The organism is Pseudomonas sp. LBUM1640, assembly GCF_059716225.1.
This window is the reverse complement of the sequence record NZ_CP166816.1, coordinates 236,312-261,040: the sequence shown is the minus strand read 5'-3', so window position 1 is coordinate 261,040 and position 24,729 is coordinate 236,312. Positions and strand designations below refer to the sequence as shown.

At 58.9% G+C, this 24,729-nt stretch carries 20 protein-coding genes and 1 pseudogene; 5 read left to right on the top strand and 16 right to left on the bottom strand.

All coding sequences use genetic code 11. The features are described from left to right. The first annotated feature begins 87 nt into the window (after positions 1–87). The gene (locus ACA065_RS01095; protein WP_497692959.1) at positions 88–714 is read left to right on the top strand and encodes a class I SAM-dependent methyltransferase; all 627 of its coding nucleotides are present in this window, start codon (positions 88–90) and stop codon (positions 712–714) included. Between the two features lie 108 nt (positions 715–822). On the opposite strand, the gene ACA065_RS01090 is transcribed toward ACA065_RS01095, so the two are convergent. The 4 genes from ACA065_RS01090 to ACA065_RS01075 form a co-directional block, all read right to left on the bottom strand. Next, positions 823–3,027, bottom strand: coding sequence for a glycoside hydrolase (locus ACA065_RS01090; RefSeq protein ID WP_497692958.1), 2,205 nt, complete (start codon positions 3,025–3,027; stop codon positions 823–825). A gap of 227 nt (positions 3,028–3,254) precedes the next feature. After that, positions 3,255–6,311: an efflux RND transporter permease subunit gene (locus tag ACA065_RS01085; protein ID WP_497692957.1), complete on the bottom strand. Its 3,057-nt coding sequence runs from the start codon at positions 6,309–6,311 to the stop codon at positions 3,255–3,257. Further along, complete coding sequence (locus ACA065_RS01080; RefSeq protein ID WP_497692956.1) at positions 6,308–7,378, bottom strand: efflux RND transporter periplasmic adaptor subunit; 1,071 nt, start codon at positions 7,376–7,378, stop codon at positions 6,308–6,310. The genes ACA065_RS01085 and ACA065_RS01080 overlap by 4 nt, the downstream gene beginning before the upstream one ends. After that, entirely contained in the window at positions 7,375–8,457 is a 1,083-nt protein-coding gene (locus ACA065_RS01075; protein ID WP_497692955.1) for an efflux RND transporter periplasmic adaptor subunit, read from the bottom strand. Before ACA065_RS01075 ends, ACA065_RS01080 begins: the two co-directional genes overlap by 4 nt. A 121-nt stretch (positions 8,458–8,578) precedes the next feature. Here ACA065_RS01075 and ACA065_RS01070 point away from each other — a divergent pair, with 121 nt between their 5' ends. After that, entirely contained in the window at positions 8,579–9,739 is a 1,161-nt protein-coding gene (locus ACA065_RS01070) for an AAA family ATPase (RefSeq protein WP_497692954.1), read from the top strand. A gap of 414 nt (positions 9,740–10,153) precedes the next feature. Here ACA065_RS01070 and ACA065_RS01065 read toward each other — a convergent pair. The 5 genes and pseudogenes from ACA065_RS01065 to ACA065_RS01045 form a co-directional block, all read right to left on the bottom strand. Then, positions 10,154–10,258 (bottom strand): annotated as a pseudogene (locus ACA065_RS01065) (glutamine ABC transporter substrate-binding protein); the annotation flags it as partial. 373 nt (positions 10,259–10,631) lie between these two features. Then, entirely contained in the window at positions 10,632–11,486 is an 855-nt protein-coding gene (locus tag ACA065_RS01060) for a transporter substrate-binding domain-containing protein (RefSeq protein ID WP_159953636.1), read from the bottom strand. Further along, positions 11,483–12,259, bottom strand: coding sequence for an amino acid ABC transporter ATP-binding protein (locus ACA065_RS01055; RefSeq protein WP_497692953.1), 777 nt, complete (start codon positions 12,257–12,259; stop codon positions 11,483–11,485). The genes ACA065_RS01060 and ACA065_RS01055 overlap by 4 nt, the downstream gene beginning before the upstream one ends. Then, entirely contained in the window at positions 12,256–12,915 is a 660-nt protein-coding gene (locus ACA065_RS01050; RefSeq protein ID WP_497692952.1) for an amino acid ABC transporter permease, read from the bottom strand. The genes ACA065_RS01055 and ACA065_RS01050 overlap by 4 nt, the downstream gene beginning before the upstream one ends. After that, on the bottom strand, positions 12,896–13,561 hold the full coding sequence (locus ACA065_RS01045; RefSeq protein WP_497692951.1) for an amino acid ABC transporter permease: 666 nt from the start codon (positions 13,559–13,561) through the stop codon (positions 12,896–12,898). The genes ACA065_RS01050 and ACA065_RS01045 overlap by 20 nt, the downstream gene beginning before the upstream one ends. Before the next feature lie 120 nt (positions 13,562–13,681). Here ACA065_RS01045 and ACA065_RS01040 point away from each other — a divergent pair, with 120 nt between their 5' ends. Beyond that, complete coding sequence (locus ACA065_RS01040) at positions 13,682–13,870, top strand: hypothetical protein (protein ID WP_497692950.1); 189 nt, start codon at positions 13,682–13,684, stop codon at positions 13,868–13,870. A gap of 193 nt (positions 13,871–14,063) precedes the next feature. On the opposite strand, the gene ACA065_RS01035 is transcribed toward ACA065_RS01040, so the two are convergent. The 7 genes from ACA065_RS01035 to ACA065_RS01005 form a co-directional block, all read right to left on the bottom strand. Then, a complete protein-coding gene (locus ACA065_RS01035) occupies positions 14,064–14,846 on the bottom strand; it encodes a MetQ/NlpA family ABC transporter substrate-binding protein (RefSeq protein ID WP_497692949.1) in 783 nt (260 codons plus the stop codon). A gap of 125 nt (positions 14,847–14,971) precedes the next feature. After that, positions 14,972–15,910: a sigma 54-interacting transcriptional regulator gene (locus ACA065_RS01030; protein ID WP_497692948.1), complete on the bottom strand. Its 939-nt coding sequence runs from the start codon at positions 15,908–15,910 to the stop codon at positions 14,972–14,974. Between the two features lie 48 nt (positions 15,911–15,958). Further along, positions 15,959–16,540, bottom strand: a complete 582-nt coding sequence (locus ACA065_RS01025) for an alpha/beta hydrolase (protein WP_497692947.1) — start codon at positions 16,538–16,540, stop codon at positions 15,959–15,961. 253 nt (positions 16,541–16,793) lie between these two features. Then, positions 16,794–19,712 (bottom strand): glycosyltransferase family 32 protein, encoded by a 2,919-nt coding sequence (locus ACA065_RS01020; RefSeq protein WP_497692946.1) that lies wholly within the window; start codon positions 19,710–19,712, stop codon positions 16,794–16,796. 208 nt (positions 19,713–19,920) lie between these two features. Further along, entirely contained in the window at positions 19,921–20,322 is a 402-nt protein-coding gene (locus ACA065_RS01015; protein WP_497692945.1) for an ExbD/TolR family protein, read from the bottom strand. Between the two features lies 1 nt (position 20,323). Then, positions 20,324–21,046: a MotA/TolQ/ExbB proton channel family protein gene (locus tag ACA065_RS01010; RefSeq protein ID WP_497695278.1), complete on the bottom strand. Its 723-nt coding sequence runs from the start codon at positions 21,044–21,046 to the stop codon at positions 20,324–20,326. A gap of 49 nt (positions 21,047–21,095) precedes the next feature. Then, on the bottom strand, positions 21,096–21,917 hold the full coding sequence (locus ACA065_RS01005; protein ID WP_497692944.1) for an energy transducer TonB: 822 nt from the start codon (positions 21,915–21,917) through the stop codon (positions 21,096–21,098). Between the two features lie 451 nt (positions 21,918–22,368). On the opposite strand from ACA065_RS01005, the gene ACA065_RS01000 reads away from it, so the two are divergent. Both ACA065_RS01000 and ACA065_RS00995 read left to right on the top strand, forming a co-directional pair. Next, on the top strand, positions 22,369–23,361 hold the full coding sequence (locus ACA065_RS01000) for a hypothetical protein (RefSeq protein WP_497692943.1): 993 nt from the start codon (positions 22,369–22,371) through the stop codon (positions 23,359–23,361). Positions 23,362–23,460: 99 nt separating this feature from the next. Continuing rightward, the gene (locus ACA065_RS00995; protein ID WP_497692942.1) at positions 23,461–24,642 is read left to right on the top strand and encodes a CynX/NimT family MFS transporter; all 1,182 of its coding nucleotides are present in this window, start codon (positions 23,461–23,463) and stop codon (positions 24,640–24,642) included. The last annotated feature ends 87 nt before the right edge of the window (positions 24,643–24,729 follow it).

Genomic DNA, 24,729 nt, shown 5'->3' with positions numbered 1-24,729 from the left:
TGAGTGCAACACTCAACCGCTCCGTTTTTTTTTAAACCCTGCCATGGCGTATAGTCAGCCTCTCTTCAATACCCTCGAAGCCTTGCCATGAAACTCGCCCCCGACGACCTCACCAAGATCACCGCCACCACACTCGGCCATTACAATAAGGTGGCTGAGGACTTTCGTGCAGGCACTCGCGATCACGACGTGAGCCAGAACATCGATGCCCTGCTGCGACACATCCAAGGCTCGGCGCCGTTTACCGTGCTGGATTTCGGTTGTGGGCCGGGGCGGGATTTGCAGACGCTTACACGCATGGGCCATCTCGCCGTAGGGCTAGACGGCTCTGAACGGTTCGCGCAGATGGCGCGCGAGGACAGTGGCTGCGAAGTGTTGCAGCAAGACTTCCTCAAGCTGGATCTACCGGCCGAGCGCTTCGACGGGGTGTTTGCCAATGCGGTGTTGTTTCATATCCCCAAGCAGGAGTTGCCGCGCATTCTCAAGCAACTGCGCAGTGCGTTGAAACCGGGAGGCGTGTTGTTCAGTTCCAACCCACGCGGTGCAAACCAGGAAGGCTGGAATGGGCCTCGGTATGGGTCTTATCACGACCTGGACGCATGGCAGGCATTGCTGACGGCGGCCGGGTTTGTGGAGTTGGAGCATTATTACCGGCCAGCCGGGTTGCCGCGCGAGCAGCAGCCTTGGTTGGCGAGTGTGTGGCGCAAAGTGTAGATCTTCGTCGGCTGGGCCGGCCCTTTCGCAGGCAAGCCAGCTCCCACATTTGGAATGCATTCTCCTGTGGGAGCTGGCTTGCCTGCGATAGCGGTTTAACAGGCACCGTTAATGCACCTGATACACCACCGGCTTTTCCCCCACTACCCGTGCCGTCAAACTGCGCCCGGCATAGCCCTGTATTTCCTCAGCCGAGAAATTCGCCACCAACCGCGAGCCATCGGCAAACGTGGTCTGCTGCACCTGCCGATCTGCCGTCAGCCAACGAAAATCGGTCATTGCCTGTGTCGCCAAACGCTCATGCAACGGCCGGAAAAACCGGTCCTGGCGCTGTATCAACGGTAACCGCTGCTTAAGGGTCGCGGCGCTCAGGTGATACAGCGGCGGCACGTTGTACAGCAGTTGGGCCAGCTCGTTCTCAGCTCGCACATTGCTCAATTTCAGGCTGTCGAACAGCCAGTGGTGAGTGGTGATGACCGAGCCGTGGAACACCGCCTGATACAGCGGCAAGCGCATCGTCGGGTCGAAATACACGGTGCGGAACGGCTCATTCAACGGCACCGTTTTGAAGAACACCGCCGGTTGCTCCGGCGGATACCAGTTGCCGACGTAATAGGGCGACTGTTTGTCCTTGGTCATCTCGCGGTCACCCCAGCCAAGCACCGGCGTCTGCATGCCGTGGGCGAACAGAATGCCTTGGGCCGTCACCGCATTGCCGTCTTCGGAACCGGCAGGCAACTTGAGCGCAGCACTCAGCCAGCGGGACGCGTCGATATTGCCTTCGGCGTTTTGCGCCTGGGTCATCTCGGCGCCCTTACGGTAGCTGTCGAAGACCATGCTGGTGGCATAGGCATCCAGGAACCAGGCGTTGAAACCCGCCTTGGCTTGCACGGCCTTCACGCGCGCTTCCAGCAGCGGCCGTACACAGCGCGGGTCAGTGTAATGGCCGGATTGTTGGAAGCCGATCTTGAGCTTGCCGTCTTTCAACACGATGGCGCAGCTACGATAGGCCTTGCTGCCCAGGTGGGCGGTGGTCCAGTCCGGGTTTTCGGTGGTGGATAACGCGGTTTCATAGGAGTCGTAGGGCGCCATCAGGTAGCCGGCGTTGACGCCCACCTGAATCGCCTCGGGGTGCCAGAGGCCGCCTTCCCAGCCTTCGCCCAACGTCAACAGCAGGCGCTTTAGCCCAGCGCCTTGCAACGCCTCGACGGTCTTGGCCGACAGCGTGCTGCCCCAGGTATCGGGGCGGTCGCTCAAGGCGCCGGCAAAGGCTATGGCCAGTTCACGGCGCAGTACGCCATAACCGTCAGCGAGCTTGAGCATGTCCGGCTCGTCGGTGGCCTGCCAGGTTTTCCGGGCCTGTTGGTTGATTGCCGCGTTGAGGCCACGCAGCAGCACCGTCATTTGGTAGCGATTCAACGTGCTGTTCAGAGCCAGCACTTGGGTGGCCTCTTTGTCCAGCAAGCCCTTGAGTGCATGGCCGCGCAGCAACTTCACCAGCAACGGCCAGTCACGCACATCATTCGACCCCAACAGGTCATTGCCCCACAGATAGACATGGCTGGCACCCAGCAGTTTTTCAGCCTCGGGTGTCTGGCGCAGCTTGTCCGCCAGCGGTTCATAACGCCCTTGCTCCACCAGCCACTGGCGATAGCGTTTAGCGCCCGCCAAGGGGTCGGCATCGCCCAGGTGCAGGCGCAACGTCATAGGCGCCGAAGGCTCAAGAGCAGTGAACTGGTGCGTCACTGAAAGCGCCAACCCGCCACTGTCTGCCTGCCATTGCAGATGGTTGTTATAGGGATTGGTGAGCAACCAGTTAAGCGTGAAGCGCCCATGATCCAAGCCCCATAGCGGCAGGCTGAGATCCTGCGTGGTATTGACCTCGCCCTGCTCCAGCAAAAACGTCTTCCATACGGTGTTACCAGCGGGCACGTAATGCCCTTCGGCCAGGGGCCAGATCAAGCCGTTGCCCATGGCCTCGGCGGGTTGGCGCAGCAGCGGCAACTCACCCGGCTCGCGTGCGTTGATCGTGAGGGCAAGGTCGCGCTGCTCAAGGCGGGCGCTCACACGGTAGGCGCCGTTGTCCCATTGCCAAGTGGCCTGCTCAGCATCGGCCTGCATATCGGCGACGGCGTGTGCGGCTACGCCGCTGGAGGCTTGCACCGAGGTCTCGCCTGCGGGCGTAACGCGCAGCGCCAACGTGGCAGGGTCAATTTCGACGCGCCACAGGGCGTTTTCCAATACAGTCGCGCCGTAGGTCAGGGACGAGACCAGTAAACCGAAGACCAGAAAAATATGACGCAGGCAGTTCATGGGGTTCGACCTGAGCAAGAGGGTGGTCGAGGGTAAAACACTCGATGGCTTGCAGGCGGTACTCAAGGTATTTCGGGAAGTTTCCTACAACTGCTGTGGCGCGTTGAAATGCAAATGTGGGAGCGGGCTTGCTCGCGAATGCGGTGTATCCGTCAGAACATCTGTTACTGACAGACCGCTTTCGCGAGCAAGCCCGCTCCCACATTTTTAATCGTACTTCTTCCTGGTTAACCGCGTTCTTCCTGCTTCGGCTCGCGAATCTTGTACCAAGCCACGTAAAGCGCCGGCAAAAACAGCAGCGTCAGCAAGGTGGCGATAATGATCCCACCAATCATCGCGTAGGCCATCGGCCCCCAGAACACTTCCCGTGCAATCGGGATCATGCCCAGGCTGGCCGCCGCTGCGGTCAGCAGGATCGGCCGACGCCGGTGCTCGGTGGCTTCCACCACCGCATCCCACGGCGTATAGCCGTCGCGCTCATAGGCATCTATCTGCGTCACCAGAATCACCGAGTTACGGATGATGATGCCGATCAGCGCCAAGATGCCAAGGATCGCCACAAAGCCCATCGGCGTGCCCGTGGGAATCAGCGCCAGCACCACGCCGATCAGCCCCAATGGCGCGACACTCGCCACCAGGAACATCTTCTGCACGCTGTGCAGCTGGATCATCAGGAACGTCGCCATCAAGAACAGCATCAGCGGCACCACTTTGGCGATGGGGCCTTGGGCCTTGCCGCTTTCTTCGACGGTGCCGCCAGTGGCAACTTTGTAACCCACCGGCAGGCCGGCGCTGAATTTGTCGATCTCGGGTTTGAGTTGCTTGACCAGATCGGTCGGCTGCATCTCATCGCGCACCGAAGCCTTTATGGTAATGGTTGGCTTGCGGTCGCGGCGCCACACCAGCGGCTGCTCCAGCTCATACCGCACAGTGGCGAAGGCCAGCAAGGGAATCGAGGTGCCATTGGGCGTGACGATCTGCAGGTTCTGCAAGGTTTCCGGCGTGCCGCGTTCGGCGTCTTCGGCGCGACCCACCACATTGATCAGGTAGATATCGTCGTGCACCTGAGTCACCGACGCACCGCTGACCACGCTGTTCATCAACTGCGCCACGTCTTCGGACGACAACCCCAATTGCCGCGCCTTGTCCTGGGCGATGTCCACGCGCAGCACTTTGCCCGGCTCGTTCCAGTCATAAATGATCTCGCCCAGATGGGTGTTTTTATCCAGCAAGGTCGCCAGTTCGATGGCGTGTTTGCGCACCTGATCGGTGTCTTTGCCAGACACGCGGTACTGAATCGGCCGCCCCACCGGCGGGCCCATTTCCAGCGGCTGCACATAGCTGCCGATGCCGACAAAATCATCGCGCAGGCGTTTTTGCAGGCGCGCAATCAAGGCGCCGCGCTCTTCCAGACCCTTGCTGACAATCACCAACTGCGCGTAGTAAGGGTTTTCCAACTGCTGGTCGAGGGGCAGGTAGAAACGAATCGCGCCCTGGCCGATGTAGGTGCTCCAGCGGGCAATGTCCGGGTCATCCTTGATGATCGCTTCGAGGCGGTCGACGGCCTTGCGGGTTTCGTTGATCGAGGCGTTTTGCGGCAGGTTGAGGTCGACGAGGATTTCCGGGCGGTCCGACGAGGGGAAAAACTGGTTCTGCACAAACTGCATGGAAAACACCGAGGCCACGAACAGCCCAACGGTGATGCCGATGGCCCACCAGCGGTTGCGCATGGCCCACAGCATGCCGCCATTGAAAGCCCGGCCGATACGCCCCGGTTCGGCGTTATGCGGTTTCACGTTGGCGCTGAGGATATGCACGCCAATCACCGGCGCAAACAGCACTGCCACCACCCACGACACCAGCATCGCCACGGCAATCACCGCGAACAGGGTGAAGGTGTACTCGCCCGCCGAGCTGGCGTTGAGGCCGATGGGCACGAAACCGGCCACGGTCACCAGCGTACCGGTGAGCATCGGGAACGCCGTGGACGTGTAGGCGTACGTCGCCGCCTGCGCCTTGGTTTCGCCTTTTTCCAGGCGCGTGATCATCATCTCCACGGTGATCATCGCGTCGTCCACCAACAGGCCGAGGGCGATGATCAACGCGCCCAACGACACCCGCTGCATGGTGATGCCGCTGTATTCCATGAACACAAATACCAGCGCCAGCACCAACGGAATCGAGCACGCCACCACCAACCCGGCACGCATGCCCAGGCTGATAAAGCTCACCACCAGCACGATGATCACCGCTTCAAACAGTGCGCTGGTAAAGCCGCCGACGGCCTCTTCCACCACTTCCGCCTGGTCGGAGACTTTGTGCACACCGACGCCCACCGGCAGGTCGGCGGTCAGTTCGTCCATGCGTGTGTGCAGGGCCTTGCCGAAGGATTGGATATTGCCGCCCTTCTGCATGGCGATGGCCAGGCCAATCGCCGGCTTGCCGTTGAAACGGAACATCGGCCGCGCCGGGTCGACGTAGCCACGGCTGATGTCGGCAATGTCGGCCAAACGGTAGAAACGGTCATTGAGCCGCAGGTTGACGTTGGCCAGGTCTTTCTCCGAGGCAAACTGCCCCGAGGTGCGCACCGAGATCCGCTCCGGCCCGGCCTCGATAACCCCGGCCGGGGTCACCGCGTTCTGCGATTGCAGGCTTTGCACAACCTGGCGCTGATCAATGCCCAAGGCCGCCAGTTTGCGCGTGGAAAAATTCAGGTAAATCACTTCGTCCTGCTGGCCGATCATCTCGACCTTGCCCAGCCCCGGCACTGCGCGGATTTCGGCGCGCACCTGTTCCACGTAATCGCGCAATTGGCGCATCGACAGGCCATCGCCGGTGAAGGCGTACACCGAGCCGAACACGTCACCGAACTCATCGTTGAACGACGGCCCCTGCAAGCCCTGCGGGAAGGTGCCGCGAATGTCATCGATCTTCTTGCGCACCTGATACCAGATATCCGGGATGGCCTTGGCGCTGGTGGTGTCTTTGAGGAACACGAACACCGTGGACTCGCCCGGTCGCGTGTAGCTTTTCACGTAGTCGAGGGCGTCGAGCTCTTCGAGTTTTTTCTCGATGCGGTCGGTGACTTGCTTGAGGGTTTCTTCCTGGGTCGCGCCCGGCCAGCGGGTCTGGATCACCATGGTTTTGATGGTGAACGAAGGGTCTTCTTCGCGACCGAGGTTCATGTAGGAGAACACGCCCATCAAGAGCGCGACGAACATCAAGTACCAGACGAAGGACTGATGCTTGAGGGCCCAGTCGGATAAGTTGAAGCTCCCTTTCATCGCGGGCTGTCCTCGTCGATTTTGACTTTTTGCCCAGGCTTCAGGCTGTTCACGCCAGCGGTAACGATGCGTTCGCCGGGTTTGACGCCGCCGTTGAGCAAAGCACTGCTGGCATCGCGGCTGACCACCGTGACGTCACGCGGCTGCACGGTCTGGCTTTGGGTGTCGAGCAGCCAGATGCGGGTCTTGCCGTCGACCTCCTGCAAGGCGCTCAGCGGCAGCTCGATGCGCGGCGCGATGGCAGAACTCAAGGTCACGCTGATGGCGGTGCCCAGGCGGAACGCGGGTGGCGTCTCGGTCAGGCTCAGGCGTGCGCGGCGGGTGCGCGTGGCGCTTTGCGCCTGGGGTTCGATCTCGCGCACGATGGCGGTGGTGTGCACGCTGGGGTCGAGTTGCCCGGCGACCAGAAACACCACGTCGGTGGGCAGGCGTTCGGCGAGGCCGGCCGGCAGGTCGATCACCGCTTCCTTGATATCCGGGCGCGCCAGGGTCACCACTTGTTGGCCGGCGCTGACCACCTGGCCGGCTTCGGCATTCCAGGCGGTGACGATTCCGGCGTGGTCGGTACGCAGTTCGGCGTAGTTGAGTTGGTCCTTGGCCTGGTTGACCGAAGCCTTGGCCTGATCGAGGGTGGCCTGGGTGGTTTTCAGGTCGGTCTGCGCCACATCCAACTGGGCTTGGGCGCCCACACCGCGGTTGAACAATTCCTGCTGACGGCGGGCGTTGGCTTGGGCATTGATAAATTGCGCCTGCACGCGGGCAAGGTCGCCTTGGGCCGAGCGCAACTGGTTTTGCTGATCGGTGGGGTCGAGCACGGCGAGCAAAGCGCCCTTCTCCACTTCGGCGCCCACGTCCACGGCGCGGCGGGCGATACGGCCGGATACACGAAAGCCCAGGTTGCTTTCATAACGGGCCTGGACAGTACCGGCGAAACGACCGAGGTTTTCCTGGTCTTGCGCTTTGACTTCCATCGACAACACCGGGCGCACCGGCTCCGGTGGCGGTTCTTCCTTGGAGCAGGCAACCAGCAACAGGCTGGCGGCGAGCATGGCCGTCAGGCGCTTCATGGCTGGGCTCCTTGCTGGGCGATCTCGACGAGCATGCCGGGGTGCAGCAATTGCCCACCGGCCACCACGACTTTTTCGCCGCCTTTGAGGCCATCGCCAATAATTACTTTGCCAGTGAGGTAACGCGCCACGCTGACCTTGTGCAGCTGCGCCTTGCCGTCACCGTCGATCAGCCACACGGCGGGTTCGTTGAGGTCTTTGGTCAGCGCCGCCCACGGCAGCTCGATGCTGGCCTTGGCCGGGCCGTTGGCGGTCGCGCTGACCACCGAACCCAACTGCATGCCTTTGGGCAACGATTGCAGGGCAATTTTGACTTGGACGGTGCCGGTATTGGCCGCCACCGCAGGCGTGACTTCGCGGACCTTGCCCACGGCCTTGATGCTCGGGTTTTCCAACAGGCTGACGGTGATCGGCGCATCCGGCGGCGGCTCGACCAGCAGCGATTCATAGACATTGAACACCGCGTCGCGATCGCCATCGGTCGCCAGGCTGAAAATCGGCACGGTGGCCTGCACTACCTGGCCCACTTCGGCCTGGCGCGCGGTAATCACGCCGGGCGCATCGGCAATCAGTGAGGTGTAGCCGAGTTGTTCGCGGGCGTTAGCCAGTTGCGCCTGCGCGGCGGCCAGGGCGCTTTGGCTGCTGCGCAGCGCGGCCTGGGCGGCGTCGTATTCGCTGCGGCTGGTGTAGCCCTTGGGCAGCAACTTTTCCTGACGCACGAAGGCGGCGGCGGTTTGCTTGACGCGGGCCTGTTCGGCCACAACCTGGGCCTGGGCGGAATCGACGTTGGTCTGCAAATCCTTTGGGTCAAGTTTGGCCAGCACTTGCTTGGCGGTCACGCGGTCGCCCACATCCACCATGCGTTGGATGATCTTGCCGCCCACGCGAAAGGACAAATCGGTTTGCACGCGGGCCTGGATATCACCGGTCAGCGTCACCGCCGCTGCGAAATCCGCTGGCTGCACGGTTTGCACAAATACCCGCGAATGTTCCTTGGGCTCGGCCTTTTCCTGGCCGCAGCCGCTCAGCAGCGCCAACAGGCCAAGGCTGAGTAAAAACAGTGAAGTGCGACCGCCCATGCAGGCTCCTTTTGCGTGATGCCGACTTGCCAGTGTGTATGCGACTGTGAGCTTAGATCAGGGTTCCTTATCTGCATGGAGGATCCCATACTCCAATGGTTCCCACGTCGACTGAATACCTATGCTGAAAACCCTGGCGGTGGCCAATTACCGCTCGATCAATAAATTGGTGGTGCCCTTGGGCCGGCTGAACCTGGTCACCGGCCCCAATGGCAGCGGCAAGTCCAACTTGTACCGCGCCTTGCGCCTGCTGGCGGAAACCGCTCAAGGCGGCGTCATCAACGCGCTGGCCCGTGAAGGTGGGCTGGATTCGACCTTTTGGGCCGGGCCGGAAACCATCACCCGGCGCATGCGTGACGGTGAGGTGGCCGTGCAAGCCACCACCCGTCAAAACGTAAAACGCCTGCGGTTGGGGTTTGCCGGGGAAGATTTCAGCTACGCCATTTCCATGGGGCTGCCGTCACCCGGCATCAGTTATTTTTCCCTGGACCCCGAAATAAAAAAAGAATGCATCTGGGCCGGCCATCTCTATCGGCCGGCCAGTTTGTTGGTTCAGCGGTCCGGGCCGATGGTTCGGGCACGTGACGGGCGCAGTTGGGATGTACTGGCCCAGCACACACCCGATTATCACAGCCTGTTCGACCAGGTGGGCAGCCTGCGCGGCTCGCCGGAAGTATTGCTGCTGCGCGAAAGCATTCGTGGCTGGCGCTTTTATGATCACTTTCGCAGCGACGTGGATGCGCCCGCCCGTCAACCGCAACTGGGCACGCGCACGCCGGTGTTGCATCACGATGGGCGCGACCTGGCGGCGGCATTGCAGACCATTCGCGAAATTGGCGACCCCGAAGCGTTGCAGCGTGCAGTCAGCGACGCGTTCCCCGGGGCGCGGCTGAGTATCGAGCCGTTGCAGGGCGGGCGCTTTGCGATTGAGTTTTATCAGGAAGGTTTGCTACGGCCATTGTCGGCGGCAGAGTTGTCGGACGGAACGTTGCGTTATTTGCTGCTGATCGCGGCGCTGCTGACGCCACGGCCGCCGACCATGATGGTGCTGAACGAGCCAGAAACCAGCCTGCACCCGGATCTGCTACCGGCGTTGGCGCGTTTGATTATCCAGGCATCCGAGCATTGCCAAGTGTGGGTGGTGTCGCATGCCAGCCGCTTGATTGCGGCGTTGCAGCAGGATGAGGGGTGCAATTCGATTGTGTTAGAGAAGGTGATGGGCGAGACGCAGATAGTGGGGCAAGGGATTCTGGATGCGCCGGCGTGGCATTGGCCGCAATAGGTGCAGTGACTGCACTGGCCTCTTCGCGAGCAAGCCCGCTCCCACATTCGACCGCATTGAAGATCGTCCCCACGCTCTGCGTGGGAACGCCTCCTTTGACGCTCCGCGTCACGACTTTAAAAGCGGACGCGGAGCGTCCAAAGCTGCATTCCCACGCAGAGCGTGGGAACGATCATCAGCCCTGCCACTTCCCGCCCTCAACAATCACACTCTCAGGCTTGGTGTCATCGCTCAGCTCTTTGCGCACATACTGGTCATACAGCTTGAGCAGGAACTTCTCCCACATTCGACCGCATTGAAGATCGTCCCCACGCTCTGCGTGGGAACGCCTCCTTTGACGCTCCGCGTCACGACTTTAAAAGCACACGCGGAGCGTCCAAAGCGGCATTCCCACGCAGAGCGTGGGAACGATCATCAACCCTGCCACTTGCCGCCTTCAACAATCACACTCTCAGGCTTGGTGTCATCGCTCAGCTCTTTGCGCACATACTGGTCATACAGCTTGAGCAGGAACTTCTCCCACATTCGACCGCATTGAAAATCGTCCCCACGCTCTGCGTGGGAACGCCTCCTTTGACGCTCCGCGTCACGACTTTAAAAGCGGACGCGGAGCGTCCAAAGCGGCATTCCCACGCAGAGCGTGGGAACGATCATCAACCCTGCCACTTGCCGCCTTCAACAATCACACTCTCAGGCTTGGTGTCATCGCTCAGCTCTTTGCGCACATACTGGTCATACAGCTTGAGCAGGAACTTCTCCCACATTCGACCGCATTGAAAATCGTCCCCACGCTCTGCGTGGGAACGCCTCCTTTGACGCTCCGCGTCACGACTTTAAAAGCACACGCGGAGCGTCCAAAGCGGCATTCCCACGCAGAGCGTGGGAACGATCATCAACCCTGCCACTTGCCGCCTTCAACAATCACACTCTCAGGCTTGGTGTCATCGCTCAGCTCTTTGCGCACATACTGGTCATACAGCTTGAGCAGGAACTTCTCCTCACCCAACTTCGCCAACTCGGCATTCACCCAGTCACGCAGTTCGATGTTGCCTTTTTTCACCGCCGGCGCAATCGGCGCTTCATCACCGAGTTTTTCTTCCAGCACGCGGTAGCCGGGGTTCTGCTTGGCCCAGCTGAACAGCACCAGGTTGTCTTGCGCATACGCATCACCACGCCCAGCCGACAATGCTTGCAGCGATTCGGAGTTTTTCTCGAACTTGAGCAGTTTCCAGTCCGGGTGGTTCTTGGTCAGCCAGATATCCGCCGTGGTGCCGGTGGTGACAATGGTGGTGCGGGTGGCCAAGTCATCCAGGCTTTTTACCGCGCTGTCTTTAGGCACCAGGGCCTGCACCGCGACTTTCAGGTTGGGGTTGGTGAAGTCCACCGCTTCCTTGCGCTCCGGCGTCACGGTCATGTTGGCGAGGATCAGGTCGACCTTGTCGCTCTGCAGGAATGGAATCCGGCTGGCGGGCTCCACGGCGACGAACTCGACCTTGTTTTCATCGCCCAGCAAATCCTTGGCAAATTGACGGCCGATGTCGGTATCGAAGCCGACGTAGCGACCGGCTTCGTTCACAAAGCCGAATGGCGGTTTATCGGTAAACACGCCGACGATCAGCTTGTCGCGCGCCTTGATTTTGTCGATGTAGCTCGCGGCAGCAGCCGCAGGTTTTGCAGGCTCTTCGGCCTTTTTATCGCAGCCGGCCAGTAACGCGACGGCAAACAGTGGCAGCAGTAACTTTTTCATATCAGTTCCAGTTCCTTGGCTTTCTTGGGCAGTGTTGAAACAAAGGAGAACTTCTCCAGGAACTGCTGCGCGCGTGCGGTTTGCGGGTTCGTAAAGAATTCTTCGGGGGTGTTGTGTTCGAGGATACGACCGGCCTCCATAAACACCACACGGTCGGCGACGGCGCGGGCGAAGGCCATTTCGTGGGTGACGATCAGCAAGGTCATGCCATCGCGGGCCAGGCCCTGAATCACCTCCAGCACTTCCTTGACCATTTCCGGGTCGAGGGCGGCGGTGACTTCGTCAAACAGCATCACTTGCGGGTTCATGCACAGCGAACGGACGATGGCGATGCGTTGCTGCTGGCCGCCGGACAACTGACGCGGGAAGGCGTCGCGCTTGTCGGCCAGGCCCACGCGTTCGAGTAATTTTTCAGCTTGAGCGCGGGCCTCACGAGGCTCGCGTTTTTGCACTTTCAACGGGCCGAGCAGGATGTTGTCGAGCACGCTCATGTGCGGGAACAGGTGGTAGCTCTGGAACACCATGCCCACGTCCTGACGCACCTGGCGCCAGTCGGTGGCCTTGTCCAGCAACGCCTTGCCGGCAAAACGCAGGCTGCCGCTGTGGGCCACTTCCAGGCCATTGAGGCAACGCAGCAAGGTGCTTTTGCCGCAGCCGCTGGGGCCGAGGATCACCACCACTTCACCACTTTGCACGCTCAGGTCGATGCCCTTGAGCACCTGCTGCTCACCGAAGAATTTGTTGAAACCCTGAAACTCGATCAATGCGCTCATGCTTGGGCCCAGCGCCGTTCCAGCACCTTGGAGGCGGCCGACAACGGGTAGCAGATAAAGAAGAAAAACAGGAACAGCGCGCCGTAGATCAACACCGACTCGTAGGTGCGCTCGATGATTTGCTGGCCGACCTTGATCACGTCCACCACGCCAATCAGCACCGCCAGCGAGCTGGTCTTGATGATGCGTGTGTAGACGTTGATGGTCGGCGGCGTCATGCGTTTGAGGGCCTGGGGCAGCAACACGTAGCCGTACAGCTGCGGGTCGGACAGACCAATCGACAAGCCAGCTTCACGCTGGCCACGCGGCAGTGAGTGCAGCGCGCCGCGCACCACTTCGCCCACCTCGCTGGCACCCCACAACGACAGCACCAGCACCGCGCACCAGAAGCTCGGAATACTCAGGCCGAAGAAAATCGGCAGGCCGAAAAACAGCAGGTACAACCACACCAGCACCGGGATCGCCCGGAACAGCTCCAGGTACACCCGCAGCACCACGTTGATCACCTTGTTATTCAACGTGCGCAGCACGCCATACAACACACCGCCAACCGTACTGAAGGCGATGCTCAGGAAAGAAATCGACAGGGTTTGTGCAGCGCCCTTGCCCAGTTGCGGCAACGACACCCACAACAGCTCAAGACCCGAACTGGCCATGCTGGAGCCTCCTTTCCAGACGGCTGAGCAGCAGCGACAGCGGCAAAAACAACAGCACGCAGATCAGCGTCAGCACGGCGAGCATTTCGTAGGTTTTGTAGTAGAGCGCGATGTAGCTCTTGGTGGTGTAGAGAATCTCCGGCACCGCCACGGCCGAGACCACCGTGGTCTCCTTGAGCAGAAAGATGAAATTGGCAAACAGCGCCGGCAGGCTGAGGATGCCGGCCTGGGGCAGGATCACGTGGCGCAGCAGTTGCCAGTCGGACAGGCCGATGGACTTGCCCGACTCGATCTGCGCCAGCGGCACCGCTTCCACACCGGCGCGCAGCACTTCGGTGAGGTAGGCGCCGCCAAGGAAGGTCATGGTGATGATCGCCGCCCAAAACCCGGAAATATTCAAACCCAGGGCCGGTAAGGCGAAGTACACGAAAAACAGTTGAATCAGCAGCGGCGTGTTACGCGCCAGCTCCACGTACAGCGCCACCAGGCGCGACAGGTACGGCGTGCGAAACACCAGCAGCGTCGCGTTGATCAGCGCCACCAGGAGCGAGGTGGCAATGGCGATCAGGCCCACTTGCAGCGTCACCCCCACGGCGTTGAGAAACGCTGGCAAGGTGCTGAGGATAAAAGCGAAATCGAAGGTCATCTTGAGTCCATGACGCCGCAAGGGTAATGCAGCGGGCGCAGTCCAATCCGGTGTGGGTAACGTCGGGTAGCGCGAACTTTAAAGGTATAAAAAGTAAAATTTAAATACCTAAATAGCATATTGATATCACGCAAAAAGATAACCATCGAATTCGCGGGTTTGGCCGGTGGCGGCTATGGTCTTGGGGTCGCAGAAAAGCTGTTTTTTCGAGGGAATGAGAAAATGAACGAAGCGAAACCGATTGATCCGCAGGAGTTGGTGAAGTGGTTGGTGGCGTTGCGCCGGGCGATTAATAGCCGCAATCTCTGAAACGCTGAAGATCCAATGTGGGAGCGGGCTTGCTCGCGAATGCGGTGTATCAGTCAGAACATCTGTTACTGACAGACCGCATTCGCGAGCAAGCCCGCTCCCACATTTTTGATTGTGTTCCAGGCGGCCATAAAAAAACGCCGACGCTGTAGTAGCCGTCGGCGTTCAAACCTTGAAGGGGGTTTTGTTTACATCAGAACGCAGGCACTACCGCGCCGTTGTACTTCTTCTCGATGAAGGCTTTGACTTGCGGGCTGGTCAGCGCCTTGGCCAGTTTCTGGATAGCGTCGCTGTCCTTGTTGTCTGGGCGTGCGACCAGGAAGTTCACGTAAGGCGACTTGGCGTCTTCGATGATCAGCGCATCTTTGGCCGGGTTCAGGCCAGCTTCCAGGGCGTAGTTGGTGTTGATCACGTCCAGGTCAACCTGGTCCAGCACGCGTGGCAGCAGGGCCGATTCCAGCTCTTTGAATTTCAGGTGCTTTGGGTTGCTGGCGATGTCTTTCGGCGTGGACAGTGCATTGGTCGGGTCTTTGAGCGTAATCAGACCGTTTTTTTGCAGCAACAGCAGGGCACGGCCACTGTTGGAGCCTTCGTTCGGGATGGCCACGGTGGCGCCATCTTTGAGCTCAGAAATATTTTTGATCTTCTTCGAGTAGCCGCCGATAGGCTCAACGTGCACGCCGATCACAGTAACCAGGTTGGTGCCCTTGCCCTTGTTGAAGTTTTCCAGGTACGGCAGGGTCTGGAAGTAGTTGGCGTCCAGGCGTTTCTCGGCCACCTGCGTGTTGGGCTGCACATAGTCGGTGAAGACTTTGATCTCCAGGTCCACGCCTTCTTTGGCCAGGGTCGGTTTGACCAGCTCGAGGATCTCGGCGTGCGGGATCGGGGTGGCGGCAACCACCAGTTTCTCGTTGGCTTGGGCGAAGCTTGCAGTCAGGGCAGCCGCCAGTGCGGTAAACAACAGAACCTTTTTCATGCAGTGTCCTTATCGAAATTCCGGGGCGTCTCTGACGACCGTTTTTTATGGTGTGCCAGCGAAGTGCTATCGCGGCGTGGGATGGACAATACCTAGATTTTTTATTCCCGAACAATATCTTTTATTCAAGTTGATATTCCATTTTGCTCATGTAGCGGCTGTTCATTTAGAAAGCTGAGCAGGGTTTGCTGCTCGGCGGCGGTGGCACTCGCGAAAATCCGCTGCACCTGCGCAAGCGGCGACCCCGCCGCCGGCAGGTTCAGATGCTCGGGCAAAATCTCATCGCCACTGCTCACCAGCAGCGCAAAGTGAATAACGTTTTCAAGCTCACGGGTGTTACCCGGCCAGCTGTGGTGTTCGAGGACGCGCTGGGCGGCCTCGCTGATCAGCGGCACCGGCAGGTCCAGGCGCTGGCTGTAGATGCCGAGGAAGTATTCGGCCAGGGACAGAATGTCACCAATACGCTCGCGCAGGGCCGGCAGGTCGAGTTGGCCTTCGCTCAAGTAATGGAACAGGCGCTCATTAAACTTGCCCGCGGCCACCGCCTGGGCCAGGTCGATGCTGGTAGCGGCGACCAGCCGCACATCCACTGGGCTTGGCTGATGGGCGCCGACGCGGGTGACTTCGTGGTTTTCCAGGGCGGCGAGCAGCTTCACCTGGATCGGCAGCGGCAAGTCACCAATTTCGTCCAGGTACAAGGTGCCGCCGTTGGCCGAACCAAACCACCCGGCCCGGCTGCTCGCTGCGCCACTGTGGCTGCCTGCTGCGTAGCCAAACAATTCGGCATCTGCGTAGGTGGGGCTGATCGCACCGCAGTTAACCGAGACAAACAGCCCGGTGCGGTCGCTGCCACGGTGAATATGCCGCGCCAGCAGCTCTTTACCGCTACCGGTTTCACCGCGAATCAACACCGGCAAGGCACGCGGCGCCAGGCTTTCCAGCTCTTCACGCAGTTGACGCGAACGCGGGTCGACAAACACCAGTGCCTTGGCGCGGATGCTCAGCGGGCTTTTTTCGGCGTCGGGGAAGGTCAGCAGTGGCTGGCCGAAGGTTTCATGACTCATGGCAGGCTCCCGCCCCAAATCCACTCAGGGACGGGGCGTTGAAAAAATTTAGGCACTGCGCCGGGCGTGATGCTCAAGGCGGTTTTGCAAGCGATAGAGGTAAGCGAAACCCTGCTCCCAACGCTGGTGGCCGGACTTCACATTGATATGGCCGGCGCCCGACAGGATGCCGGCTTCGGCGCCCCAATGACGCGCCAGCTCCAGGGCCCTTGGGGCGCTGACTGCACTGTCGTTATCGGAGCTGACCACTTGGCTTGGAAACGGCAGCAGGTCGGTCGGGATCGGCGCGAAGTTGCGCAAGGCCGGTGAACAGGCCGGGCGTTCGACATCCGCCGGAGCCACCAGCAAGGCGCCGCGCACCTGCCGCAAAAAATGCACGGGGGCGGTGGCCGCCCAGTGGGCGACGGTGATGCAACCCAGGCTATGGGCGATCAGGATCACAGGGGTGCTGTCGGCGGCGATGGCCTCGGCCAGCGCGGCCACCCAGTCTTCGCGACGTGGCGTCAGCCAATCGGCCTGCTCCACCCGCGCGCTGTTGGGCAGGCTGTTCTGCCAATGACTTTGCCAATGATCTTCTGGCGATCCTTGCCAGCCCGGCACGATCAGATAACGAATCGACTCGCTGTGCATGGGTGTGCCCTCCTGCAGCGTTTAACGTTGCTGGGCAGTATAGGGCTGACATGCAAAGCGATTAAGGAATAAAAAAGAATTTATTAATAACCAAATTGAATATTAGACAAATAATGACTCTTAACCTCACCCGGCCATTTCGTCCTATCTTGCACAAGGCCTCCATCATCGCGCCCCCGACAGCGAGCCGTCAGGGGCGAAACGAATAACCCTATATCACAACCCAACCAGGCCACTCTTCTGAAGCCGAGGTTCAGCGAGAATGATTCATGGACCCTTCTGCGCCGATGGAGACCCCAAACCTGCTCTTCATCGGTGTGTAATAAGCAAATGCCTCCCTCAGTTTTTGGGAGTAGTCCTCGGAAAGTTTAAGATCTGCTCTTGCCAGATCATTTAAGTCCTCAATCATCGGAAAAAGACCATACCGTGATTGGTCCAACACATCATTGACCATTCTAGGCCCAGTGATCTCGAAAATTTTCTTCTGATAAACCTTAAACGCTTGCTCTTCGGAGGCGGTGGGATTATCACTGAGGAAAGGGCGATTAGCACCCAACCATTCTTCATTAGCCTTGAATCGTTGATACGACTCTTCCAGAATCTCCTCTAGTACGGGGTTATCTGGATGACTGGCAAAATTACTTGTATTGAAGCCACTGAAATCTGCAGGTGCATACGTGACAGGTTGGTTCAGCAAAATATCATTGGGGGTTGCCTTTAGCGTGACATTACCCACATTAGTCGTAAGCATGTCGTCAGTATCGAGGTATATCCCACCGTATTTCTTGATTAATGCAACACGCATGACATCCGACGAAGCCGAGAGGTTTTGCCCCTGCCCTGAGCGGAAATATTGATACATTTCCCCATACTTTCCTGCATTGAGTTCCCGAAAAGCTTCATCTTCTTTTAGATCGTGTACTTCAAGCCCACCGACTTTATGGTCCAACACAGACTTTATTTTCTGAAAAACACGCTCATTGTTACCATCGACATGCACAATGGATTTATACCCAGGGCTTTTTCTCGAGTTCTCAATAATATTTTCGATCAAATGCTCAGGCATCTCGTTTCCAGCCCAAAAATAATGGATTACCTTGGGCACCTCCGTAGCGTTCGACGGCAGCGACGGTAACATCGGCAACTTCAACACTTTATTAGTCATGGACGCAGGTCCATGTTGCTTACCCACGATCGCTTCAGCTTTAGTACCGCCCACCCACTGGTCCTTGCCTTCACGCCAGTAGAAAATATCATTTACCTGCCCCTCTTCGTTAAGTCCACGCCACAAGCCTGCCGCTACGTCGTACTTCACCTGACAAGAGTACCCATGAACAAAAATATAATTCGCGCCGGAGCCCAACTGTCGGACATCGTCCATGGGAACTTTGAACTCTTCAACGATCACAGGTGGCGAAACAGGGCTCATCGGGTATCCAATCTGCCCATTGATACGTTGAGGTGGTTTGAACGATGGACGCACTTGTTCGCCAGCTTGAGTAGGCACCTGGGCTCCAATGTCAACGCCCGCTGCTGCCCCCTCGCTGGTCACCCTGTTCACTAGCTTTGACGATGTAAGCGCTTTTGCAAGCGGCGCCCCTACATGAGTGACCAAGGGCGGCACAGCGTTCAATACGCCAAACACGATACGGTCAGTGCCAGCCGCCTTACCCTTGGCGACATCATCAATACCAATGCCTGCCTCAGTGGCCCCGGCAGTCACAAAGAACACATCAAGCGCTACGGCCACTTCCGGCATCACAAGGGCGAGTGGCGTCATAAACATCGCGACTTTGGTGGCCTCTTCCACGCCCGCAATTATCTTGTTCTTCGTGTAGTCACTGTCGCTGACGATCGAGTTTTCCGCATCCGAGTAAGACCGCGCTTTTTGCCGAGTCATGACCTCTTCAAAAGGATCACCTTTCACCGACTCGGTGGTGATAAAGCGGTCCGGAAGCCACATATTAAGCCGGGAAAAAACAGAGCTTCCCGGCTCTTGGGCGTCGGACCAGTTTCCTATCCCCTCCAGGCATTGACGTACACCATCGGACAAGGCCCGGCGGGCCTGGTCCTTGAGGGAAAAGTGCGTCAACAGCGATTCGCGTTTTACCGGGTCAGCGGCCTGCTTGGCTAACCAAGTGCGCATCTGCGCGGGGTTATCGAAGCGATGTATCGGCGAGGAGTTACCTGGAATGTACAGCAAGGTCAGCTGGGTTCTGCGGTCCGTCACACACATCAAGTCCGTAGACTCAAAGCCGTTGATGCTGAGCAAACCGATATCCAGATTCGGGTCCTTAACCGCAGGCTTGTTAAAATCCTCAACGGTCAGCTCGGACCACTCCTTCTGCGCCACAGGCCCTAACGCACGCTGAGCGAGTTTCACCTCGACAGGCCCAAGCGTCCTCTCCAAACGCTGAAGATTGATAGCTTTAACGAAGGCAATTTTGCTCAAAGGCGTATAGGAAGCGCTGTGTTTATCCCAAAACCCGTCGAGCGTTTTTTTGTAAAGGCTTGTCCTGTCGGTATCCCATACCAACGATTTGAATGCATCGACGGGTATCGGGAGTTTGGTGGCCGAACTGTACAGTGAAGCCGCCGGGGCTTCAGGCTCACGGTAAATGGCTTGCCGACTGTTCGCCGCCTGCACCCAGTCTTCTATTTTATTGTAGCCATAGACCACGGGCGAAAAATATTGGGCAATCTTCTGAAACCAGTTTTTATTTTCGCCCAGCGGTAAATCTTGTCTATTTTTTAATGCCGCTTGTGTAAGCGTTATTTTTTCTACGACATCCTTTTCGTCTTCGCCATCTTTTTTGAAGGTAACTAAATATGTTTTATCCGGATCTACATCTATACCCCAGCGCTGCTTTATCTGCGCCTTCAGAATATTAGAAATTTCTTTTTCTGGCGTGACAAAGTCAAATATATTCTGACTTATATAGGCTTCAATATTGGCATTTTCCTTCAACGGCAAACGCCCAACTCCCTGACGTCCAGGGACATCAACCGATGCAGTTGAAGGTGTGGACGTTGAAGATGCATACGCCAACGGATGCGCCGCGCCTGTTCCGCCGGACATCGAAGGCGCAATGGCTTTTATTTCTTCAACCTTGGGGACTGGCGTGCGTGAAATAAAAAAGGGGCTCATAGGGTGAGCAGTTCGGACAGCCATAGCATTTCTCCATTGATATAATTACTCCGTGTCCGGCAAGAATAATCATCTCAATAAAAATTGCACGCTCCGAAAAACCAAGAAATATGTAAAAGTTTTACCACCACAATATTCAGAAATATAAACAGCTATATATCTACTCAATTGCGCAAAAAAAAGGCCGCACCCTGCCAAGGAAACGGCCAAAAACTTGTCGATGCTTTTGAAACTAACGTGCGGTGATCACCGACAGCCTGGTAATCCCCGCGCGTTCGATAGACGCCATGGCTCGCGCCACTTCGCCATAATTCACCCCATCGTCAGCCTGCAGTTGCACCCGCACATCGGGGTCTTTGGCCTTGGCCGACTGCAGGTTGAATTCCAGCCGGTTTGGCTGGATTTCGTCCTTGTTGATAAACAGTTTGCCGGCGCCGTCGATGCTCACCACCAGCGGGTCTTTTTGCTCCACCGGGGCCACGGCCTGGGTTTTGGGCAGGTTGATCGGGATCGAATTAGTCAACAGCGGCGCGGTGACGATAAACACCACCAGCAGCACCAGCATCACGTCCACCAGCGGTGTGACGTTGATCTCGCTCAGCACCTCATCACTGTCTTGCGTGGAGAAGGCCATCTCAGGACGCCTCCTTCACTTTATGCGGGTTGCCGGCCGCGCTTTTGGTCAGCGCAGGATGCAGCAGCACACGGAAGGAATTCTTCTGCGCCAGGCTGTAAAAGTCGTGGGCAAAGTCATCCAGGTCGGCAGCCGTCAGCTTCAGCCGACGCAGGAAGTAGTTGTAGACCAGCACCGCCGGCACCGCGACGGCGATCCCTACGCCGGTGGCCACCAGCGCCGCACCAATCGGGCCGGCCACGGTTTCCAGGCTGGCGGAACCGGCTGCGCTGATGCCCTTCAGCGCTTCCATGATCCCCCACACAGTGCCGAACAAGCCGATAAACGGCGAGGTGCTGCCGATACTGGCGACCACGGCCAGGCCGGTTTCCAGGGAGCGACGCTCTCGCACGATCTGCTGGCGCAGGGCGCGCTCAAGGCGGTCCTGATGGTTGATGGCCTGGCTCAAGGGCGCAGCCTGTGGCGCATCGCCGACCTGGATCGCCGCATAACCGGCCTGGGCCACACGGGCCGCAGCGCCGGGCTGGGTCTCGGCCAGTTCGGCGGCAGAGTCGAGACTCGACGCCGCCCAGAACTGTTTGTGAAATTTGCGATCCTGGGCCTTGAGGCGACCGAACTGCAGGCCCTTGAGCAAGGCGAAGCCCCAAGTGGCGACCGAAAAGACCACCAGCAGCCAGATCACCGCGCTTTCGATGGATTCAAGTGGAGATGCTAATGCCATGATGTTTTCCCTCTGTACACGTCGCGGCGTGTGCAACGCCCCGCAGCAATAGTTAGTGAATCTTGAAATCGATCGGTACGCTGACCCAGCCGTCCTGGGCCACCTCGCCCTGCTTGGCCGGCACGAAGCTCCAACGCTTCACGGCGGTCAGTGCGGCGTCATCGAGTTGCTGGCGACCGCTGCTTTTCTGGACCTGAATCTCGCCCGGTTTGCCGCTGGCCAGTACCTGCACCCGCAACAACACAGTGCCTTCCCAACCGCGGCGCTGGGCCAGTGACGGGTACTCCGGTGCCGGGTTCTTCAGGTACGCGGCGTTGGCCGAAGCGGGTGTAACCGGTGCAGGCGACGGTGGAGCGGCCGGCGCGGGCGGTACAGGTGGCGCGGGCTTGGGTGGCGTGGGCGGCTGCTCGACCGGTTTCGGTGCTGGCTTGGGCTCGGGCTTCGGCACGGGCTTGGGTTTAGGCTTGGGAATCGGTTTTGGCGGCGCCGGCTTGGCGGCCAATTCATCCACAACCGGCGGCGGTGGCTCGACCACGGGCGGTGGCGGTGGTGGCGTCACAGGCGATGGCGGCTCCACCACGGGCGTCGCCGGCTGGGAAAATTCGATGGTCATCGGCGGGATTTCCGGCGGCACAATCGGCAGCACCGGCGTCGGTTTCTGGCTTACCCAGTAGATCACCGCACCGTGCAGGGCCAGCACCAGCAAACCCAGCAGAAGCCCTTCACGACGACTCGAAAAACGGCGAGGGGTTTTCTGCAAACGCAACTGCCCCAACAGTGCGCGATGCGGCCGGCCAAGGTCGACCAACTCACCACCCGGTGCCTGGCGCCACTGCGCCTCGTGTGCACTGGCGGCGGTCTGGACATTGCCCATTGATTCACTCCCTACGGTTTTGAAACAAAAAAACCGACAGGCCTGCCAAAGCGGCCGTCGAGGGCTGAATCATCGGGGCCAGACGCTTATCTCTTAAAGTAATCTTTCAAGTTATACATAGATCTAGATTGAATAAGAGAAGCGTCCTGAAACGCCAACGCCATGGCCTGCTTGGCTTGGCGCCGAGGCGCTGAATTTTGATGCTTTGCAGGCATGCAAAATATTCATCGAAGGCATGGGTTTTTCGTCGATTCATCGCTTGCAAAACGTTCGCCACCAACGACGTCAGACGGGTCGGGGGCCAGCTGGGAAGAGGCGTTTATTCGTACGGGGGCTTGGAACCGGAACCTGGCTTGAACCACCAAGGGGTTGAATACGGCGCGCCTGAGCGCGCGCCGACACACAATCACGGCTCCTGCTGCTGGGAGGCCGCACATGGTTAGAGCACCCTATGAACATCGATTCCCAACTCAGAAACCTGTTCGCCAGTTACCCGTCCCGCGCTCCCCAGGCTGACGCGCAGCGTTCCGCCCCCAGCGCGACACGCGCCCAGCAGGGACCTCAGATCAACTATGCCAGCCATCATGCAAAGAGCCCTGCATCCAACGCTGCAGGCATCGACCAAGCGATAAAGAGCGAAGTGAACTCACTCATTTCCCTCCTCAACCGCTTGATGAAAATGTTGACGGGTTTGGTTGAGCAAAATACGCAGCCGGACACGAAGGCTTCAAACGCTGCCAACCCAGGCTCTAGCCCAAATGCCAATCACCAAGGCAACTCGGCGAACCGCGCGCATGGCGCAGGCCGCAGCAATACACAGCAAGGCGGGCAGGCTTCATACAGCGGCCAAGCCGGTGACGTGCCCATAAAACGTGGCCCCTATAGCGAACAGGACCTTGTCAGTGGATTTTGGCAAGAGAGGGGCACGGAGAATTGTGTAACCGTCGCAGCCATAAAGGCGGCCATGCAAAAAGAAGGTGGCCCCGCAGATGTTTACGAATCGGTAAAAGAAAACGGCAACGGCTTTGACGTCAAAATGAAAGACTCTGACAAAATCTACCATGTGAGCATTGCAGAGCTCGAAGAAGCTGCTCGGAAATCAGGGTTCAAGGGCGATAACAAACAGATGCTCAAAGATGCCAACTTCATGTACGCGGTCAGCGCCAAGCGGGCACAGATGGAAAACAATGATGGCATCGCGTCCCGCAGTTTCAGCCATGCATTGGCTACCCTGAACAGCTGGGAACACACCGCAGAAGGGCTGCAACGTCTGGGCCTGAAAAACCGTATCCGGCGAGCCACACCACAGGAATTGGCCAACGGCGCAGCCGGTGTCATGGCCAAAAACGACCACGTTTTTACAGTACTCAATGGCAGAATAGAGGACTACGGCCGCTTGGGGCGCGCACCTGGCTCAAGGGCTGAGGCCTATAAGTTGGTTTAAGCACGCGGCGACACACGCCGGCAGGGTTAGATTTAAATTCAAAATACGTCGTCGGCTATCCATACTCCATGCCTCTTTTGCGCACCCGAGAGGTCATGCATGCCGCTTAACCCATCACTCATGGGCAAACTCGCCGGCTGGGTCCTACTGGTCGTCCTCGGCCTCAACCTACGCCCCATCCTCAGCTCCATCAGCCCGTTGCTCGGCGAGATTCGCCAGGCCACTGGCCTTAGCTTCCAGAGCAGCGCCCTGCTCACCAGCCTGCCGGTGGTGTGCATGGGCCTGGTGGCGCTGATCGGCGTTCGCGTGGAAGCACGCCTGGGTGAACGTCGCGGCATTGCCCTGGGCTTGATGATGATTCTGCTGGCGTGCCTGGCGCGCTGGCTGATGGGCCAGGCATCGGCACTGCTGGTCACCGCATTGCTCGGCGGCGCGGGTGTAGCGCTGATCCAGGCGTTGGTGCCGGCGATGATCAAGCGTGAGTTTCATCACCGCGTGCCAGTGGCGATGGGCGTGTATTCGGCGTCGTTGATGGCCGGTGGCGGCTTGGCGGCGCTGCTCAGCCCGGTGGTGGCCACGCATTTTCAGCAATGGCAGGCGGGGCTGGGCGTGTGGCTGTTGCCGGCGCTGGCCGCGTTGCTGCTGTGGGCTTTTTTACCGCTCGGTGCGGCCAGAAGCGCCAGTGTGATGCCGACGTTCAAAGGCCTGCGCAATCGACGTGCCTGGCTGTTGGCGCTGTATTTCGGCTTGGTGAACTGCGGCTACATGAGCATGGTGGCGTGGCTGCCTGCGTACTATCAGCAACTGGGTTGGGGCGTGCTGCCAAGCGGTTCGTTGCTGGCGTTCATGACCATCTTCCAGGTGATCGCCGCGCTGTTGATGCCGGTGCTGGCGCAACGCGGCATCGACCGGCGCCCGCTGCTCGGCATCAGCCTGCTGGCGCAAACCGTCGGCTACCTCGGCCTGATCATCGCGCCGCTGGGCTATCCGCACCTGTGGGTGGCGTTGTGTGGTTTCGGCCTGGGCGCGTGTTTCGCCCTGAGCCTGCTGCTGACCCTCGACCACCATCGCGACCCGCGCCAAGCCGGGCAACTGGCAGCGTTCGTGCAAGGCGTGGGCTTTTTGATCAACGCGATTTCGCCATGGCTGACCGGCTGGCTGCGTGAGCTCACCGGCAACTTTGTCAGCGCCTGGGTGGTGCTGACGATGACGGCAGTAGCAATGCTGATGGTGACGCGGGTGTTCAGCCCGGCCACCTATCGCACGGCACCTGCTCTATAGATATGCATTTTAGATCTTAATAAAACAAATAGACTTCATTGACGGAATAAGAAAGAACCTCAAAAATCCCGGCTTCCCTTACGGACG

What these genes read in the sequence shown, in the direction of transcription:
- ACA065_RS01095 (WP_497692959.1), top strand. Translation starts at nt 88, where the DNA reads ATGAAACTCGCCCCCGACGACCTCACCAAGATCACCGCCACCACACTC.
- ACA065_RS01090 (WP_497692958.1), bottom strand. Translation starts at nt 3,027, where the DNA reads ATGAACTGCCTGCGTCATATTTTTCTGGTCTTCGGTTTACTGGTCTCG.
- ACA065_RS01085 (WP_497692957.1), bottom strand. Translation starts at nt 6,311, where the DNA reads ATGAAAGGGAGCTTCAACTTATCCGACTGGGCCCTCAAGCATCAGTCC.
- ACA065_RS01080 (WP_497692956.1), bottom strand. Translation starts at nt 7,378, where the DNA reads ATGAAGCGCCTGACGGCCATGCTCGCCGCCAGCCTGTTGCTGGTTGCC.
- ACA065_RS01075 (WP_497692955.1), bottom strand. Translation starts at nt 8,457, where the DNA reads ATGGGCGGTCGCACTTCACTGTTTTTACTCAGCCTTGGCCTGTTGGCG.
- ACA065_RS01070 (WP_497692954.1), top strand. Translation starts at nt 8,579, where the DNA reads ATGCTGAAAACCCTGGCGGTGGCCAATTACCGCTCGATCAATAAATTG.
- ACA065_RS01060 (WP_159953636.1), bottom strand. Translation starts at nt 11,486, where the DNA reads ATGAAAAAGTTACTGCTGCCACTGTTTGCCGTCGCGTTACTGGCCGGC.
- ACA065_RS01055 (WP_497692953.1), bottom strand. Translation starts at nt 12,259, where the DNA reads ATGAGCGCATTGATCGAGTTTCAGGGTTTCAACAAATTCTTCGGTGAG.
- ACA065_RS01050 (WP_497692952.1), bottom strand. Translation starts at nt 12,915, where the DNA reads ATGGCCAGTTCGGGTCTTGAGCTGTTGTGGGTGTCGTTGCCGCAACTG.
- ACA065_RS01045 (WP_497692951.1), bottom strand. Translation starts at nt 13,561, where the DNA reads ATGACCTTCGATTTCGCTTTTATCCTCAGCACCTTGCCAGCGTTTCTC.
- ACA065_RS01035 (WP_497692949.1), bottom strand. Translation starts at nt 14,846, where the DNA reads ATGAAAAAGGTTCTGTTGTTTACCGCACTGGCGGCTGCCCTGACTGCA.
- ACA065_RS01030 (WP_497692948.1), bottom strand. Translation starts at nt 15,910, where the DNA reads ATGAGTCATGAAACCTTCGGCCAGCCACTGCTGACCTTCCCCGACGCC.
- ACA065_RS01025 (WP_497692947.1), bottom strand. Translation starts at nt 16,540, where the DNA reads ATGCACAGCGAGTCGATTCGTTATCTGATCGTGCCGGGCTGGCAAGGA.
- ACA065_RS01020 (WP_497692946.1), bottom strand. Translation starts at nt 19,712, where the DNA reads ATGGCTGTCCGAACTGCTCACCCTATGAGCCCCTTTTTTATTTCACGC.
- ACA065_RS01015 (WP_497692945.1), bottom strand. Translation starts at nt 20,322, where the DNA reads ATGGCCTTCTCCACGCAAGACAGTGATGAGGTGCTGAGCGAGATCAAC.
- ACA065_RS01005 (WP_497692944.1), bottom strand. Translation starts at nt 21,917, where the DNA reads ATGGGCAATGTCCAGACCGCCGCCAGTGCACACGAGGCGCAGTGGCGC.
- ACA065_RS01000 (WP_497692943.1), top strand. Translation starts at nt 22,369, where the DNA reads ATGAACATCGATTCCCAACTCAGAAACCTGTTCGCCAGTTACCCGTCC.
- ACA065_RS00995 (WP_497692942.1), top strand. Translation starts at nt 23,461, where the DNA reads ATGCCGCTTAACCCATCACTCATGGGCAAACTCGCCGGCTGGGTCCTA.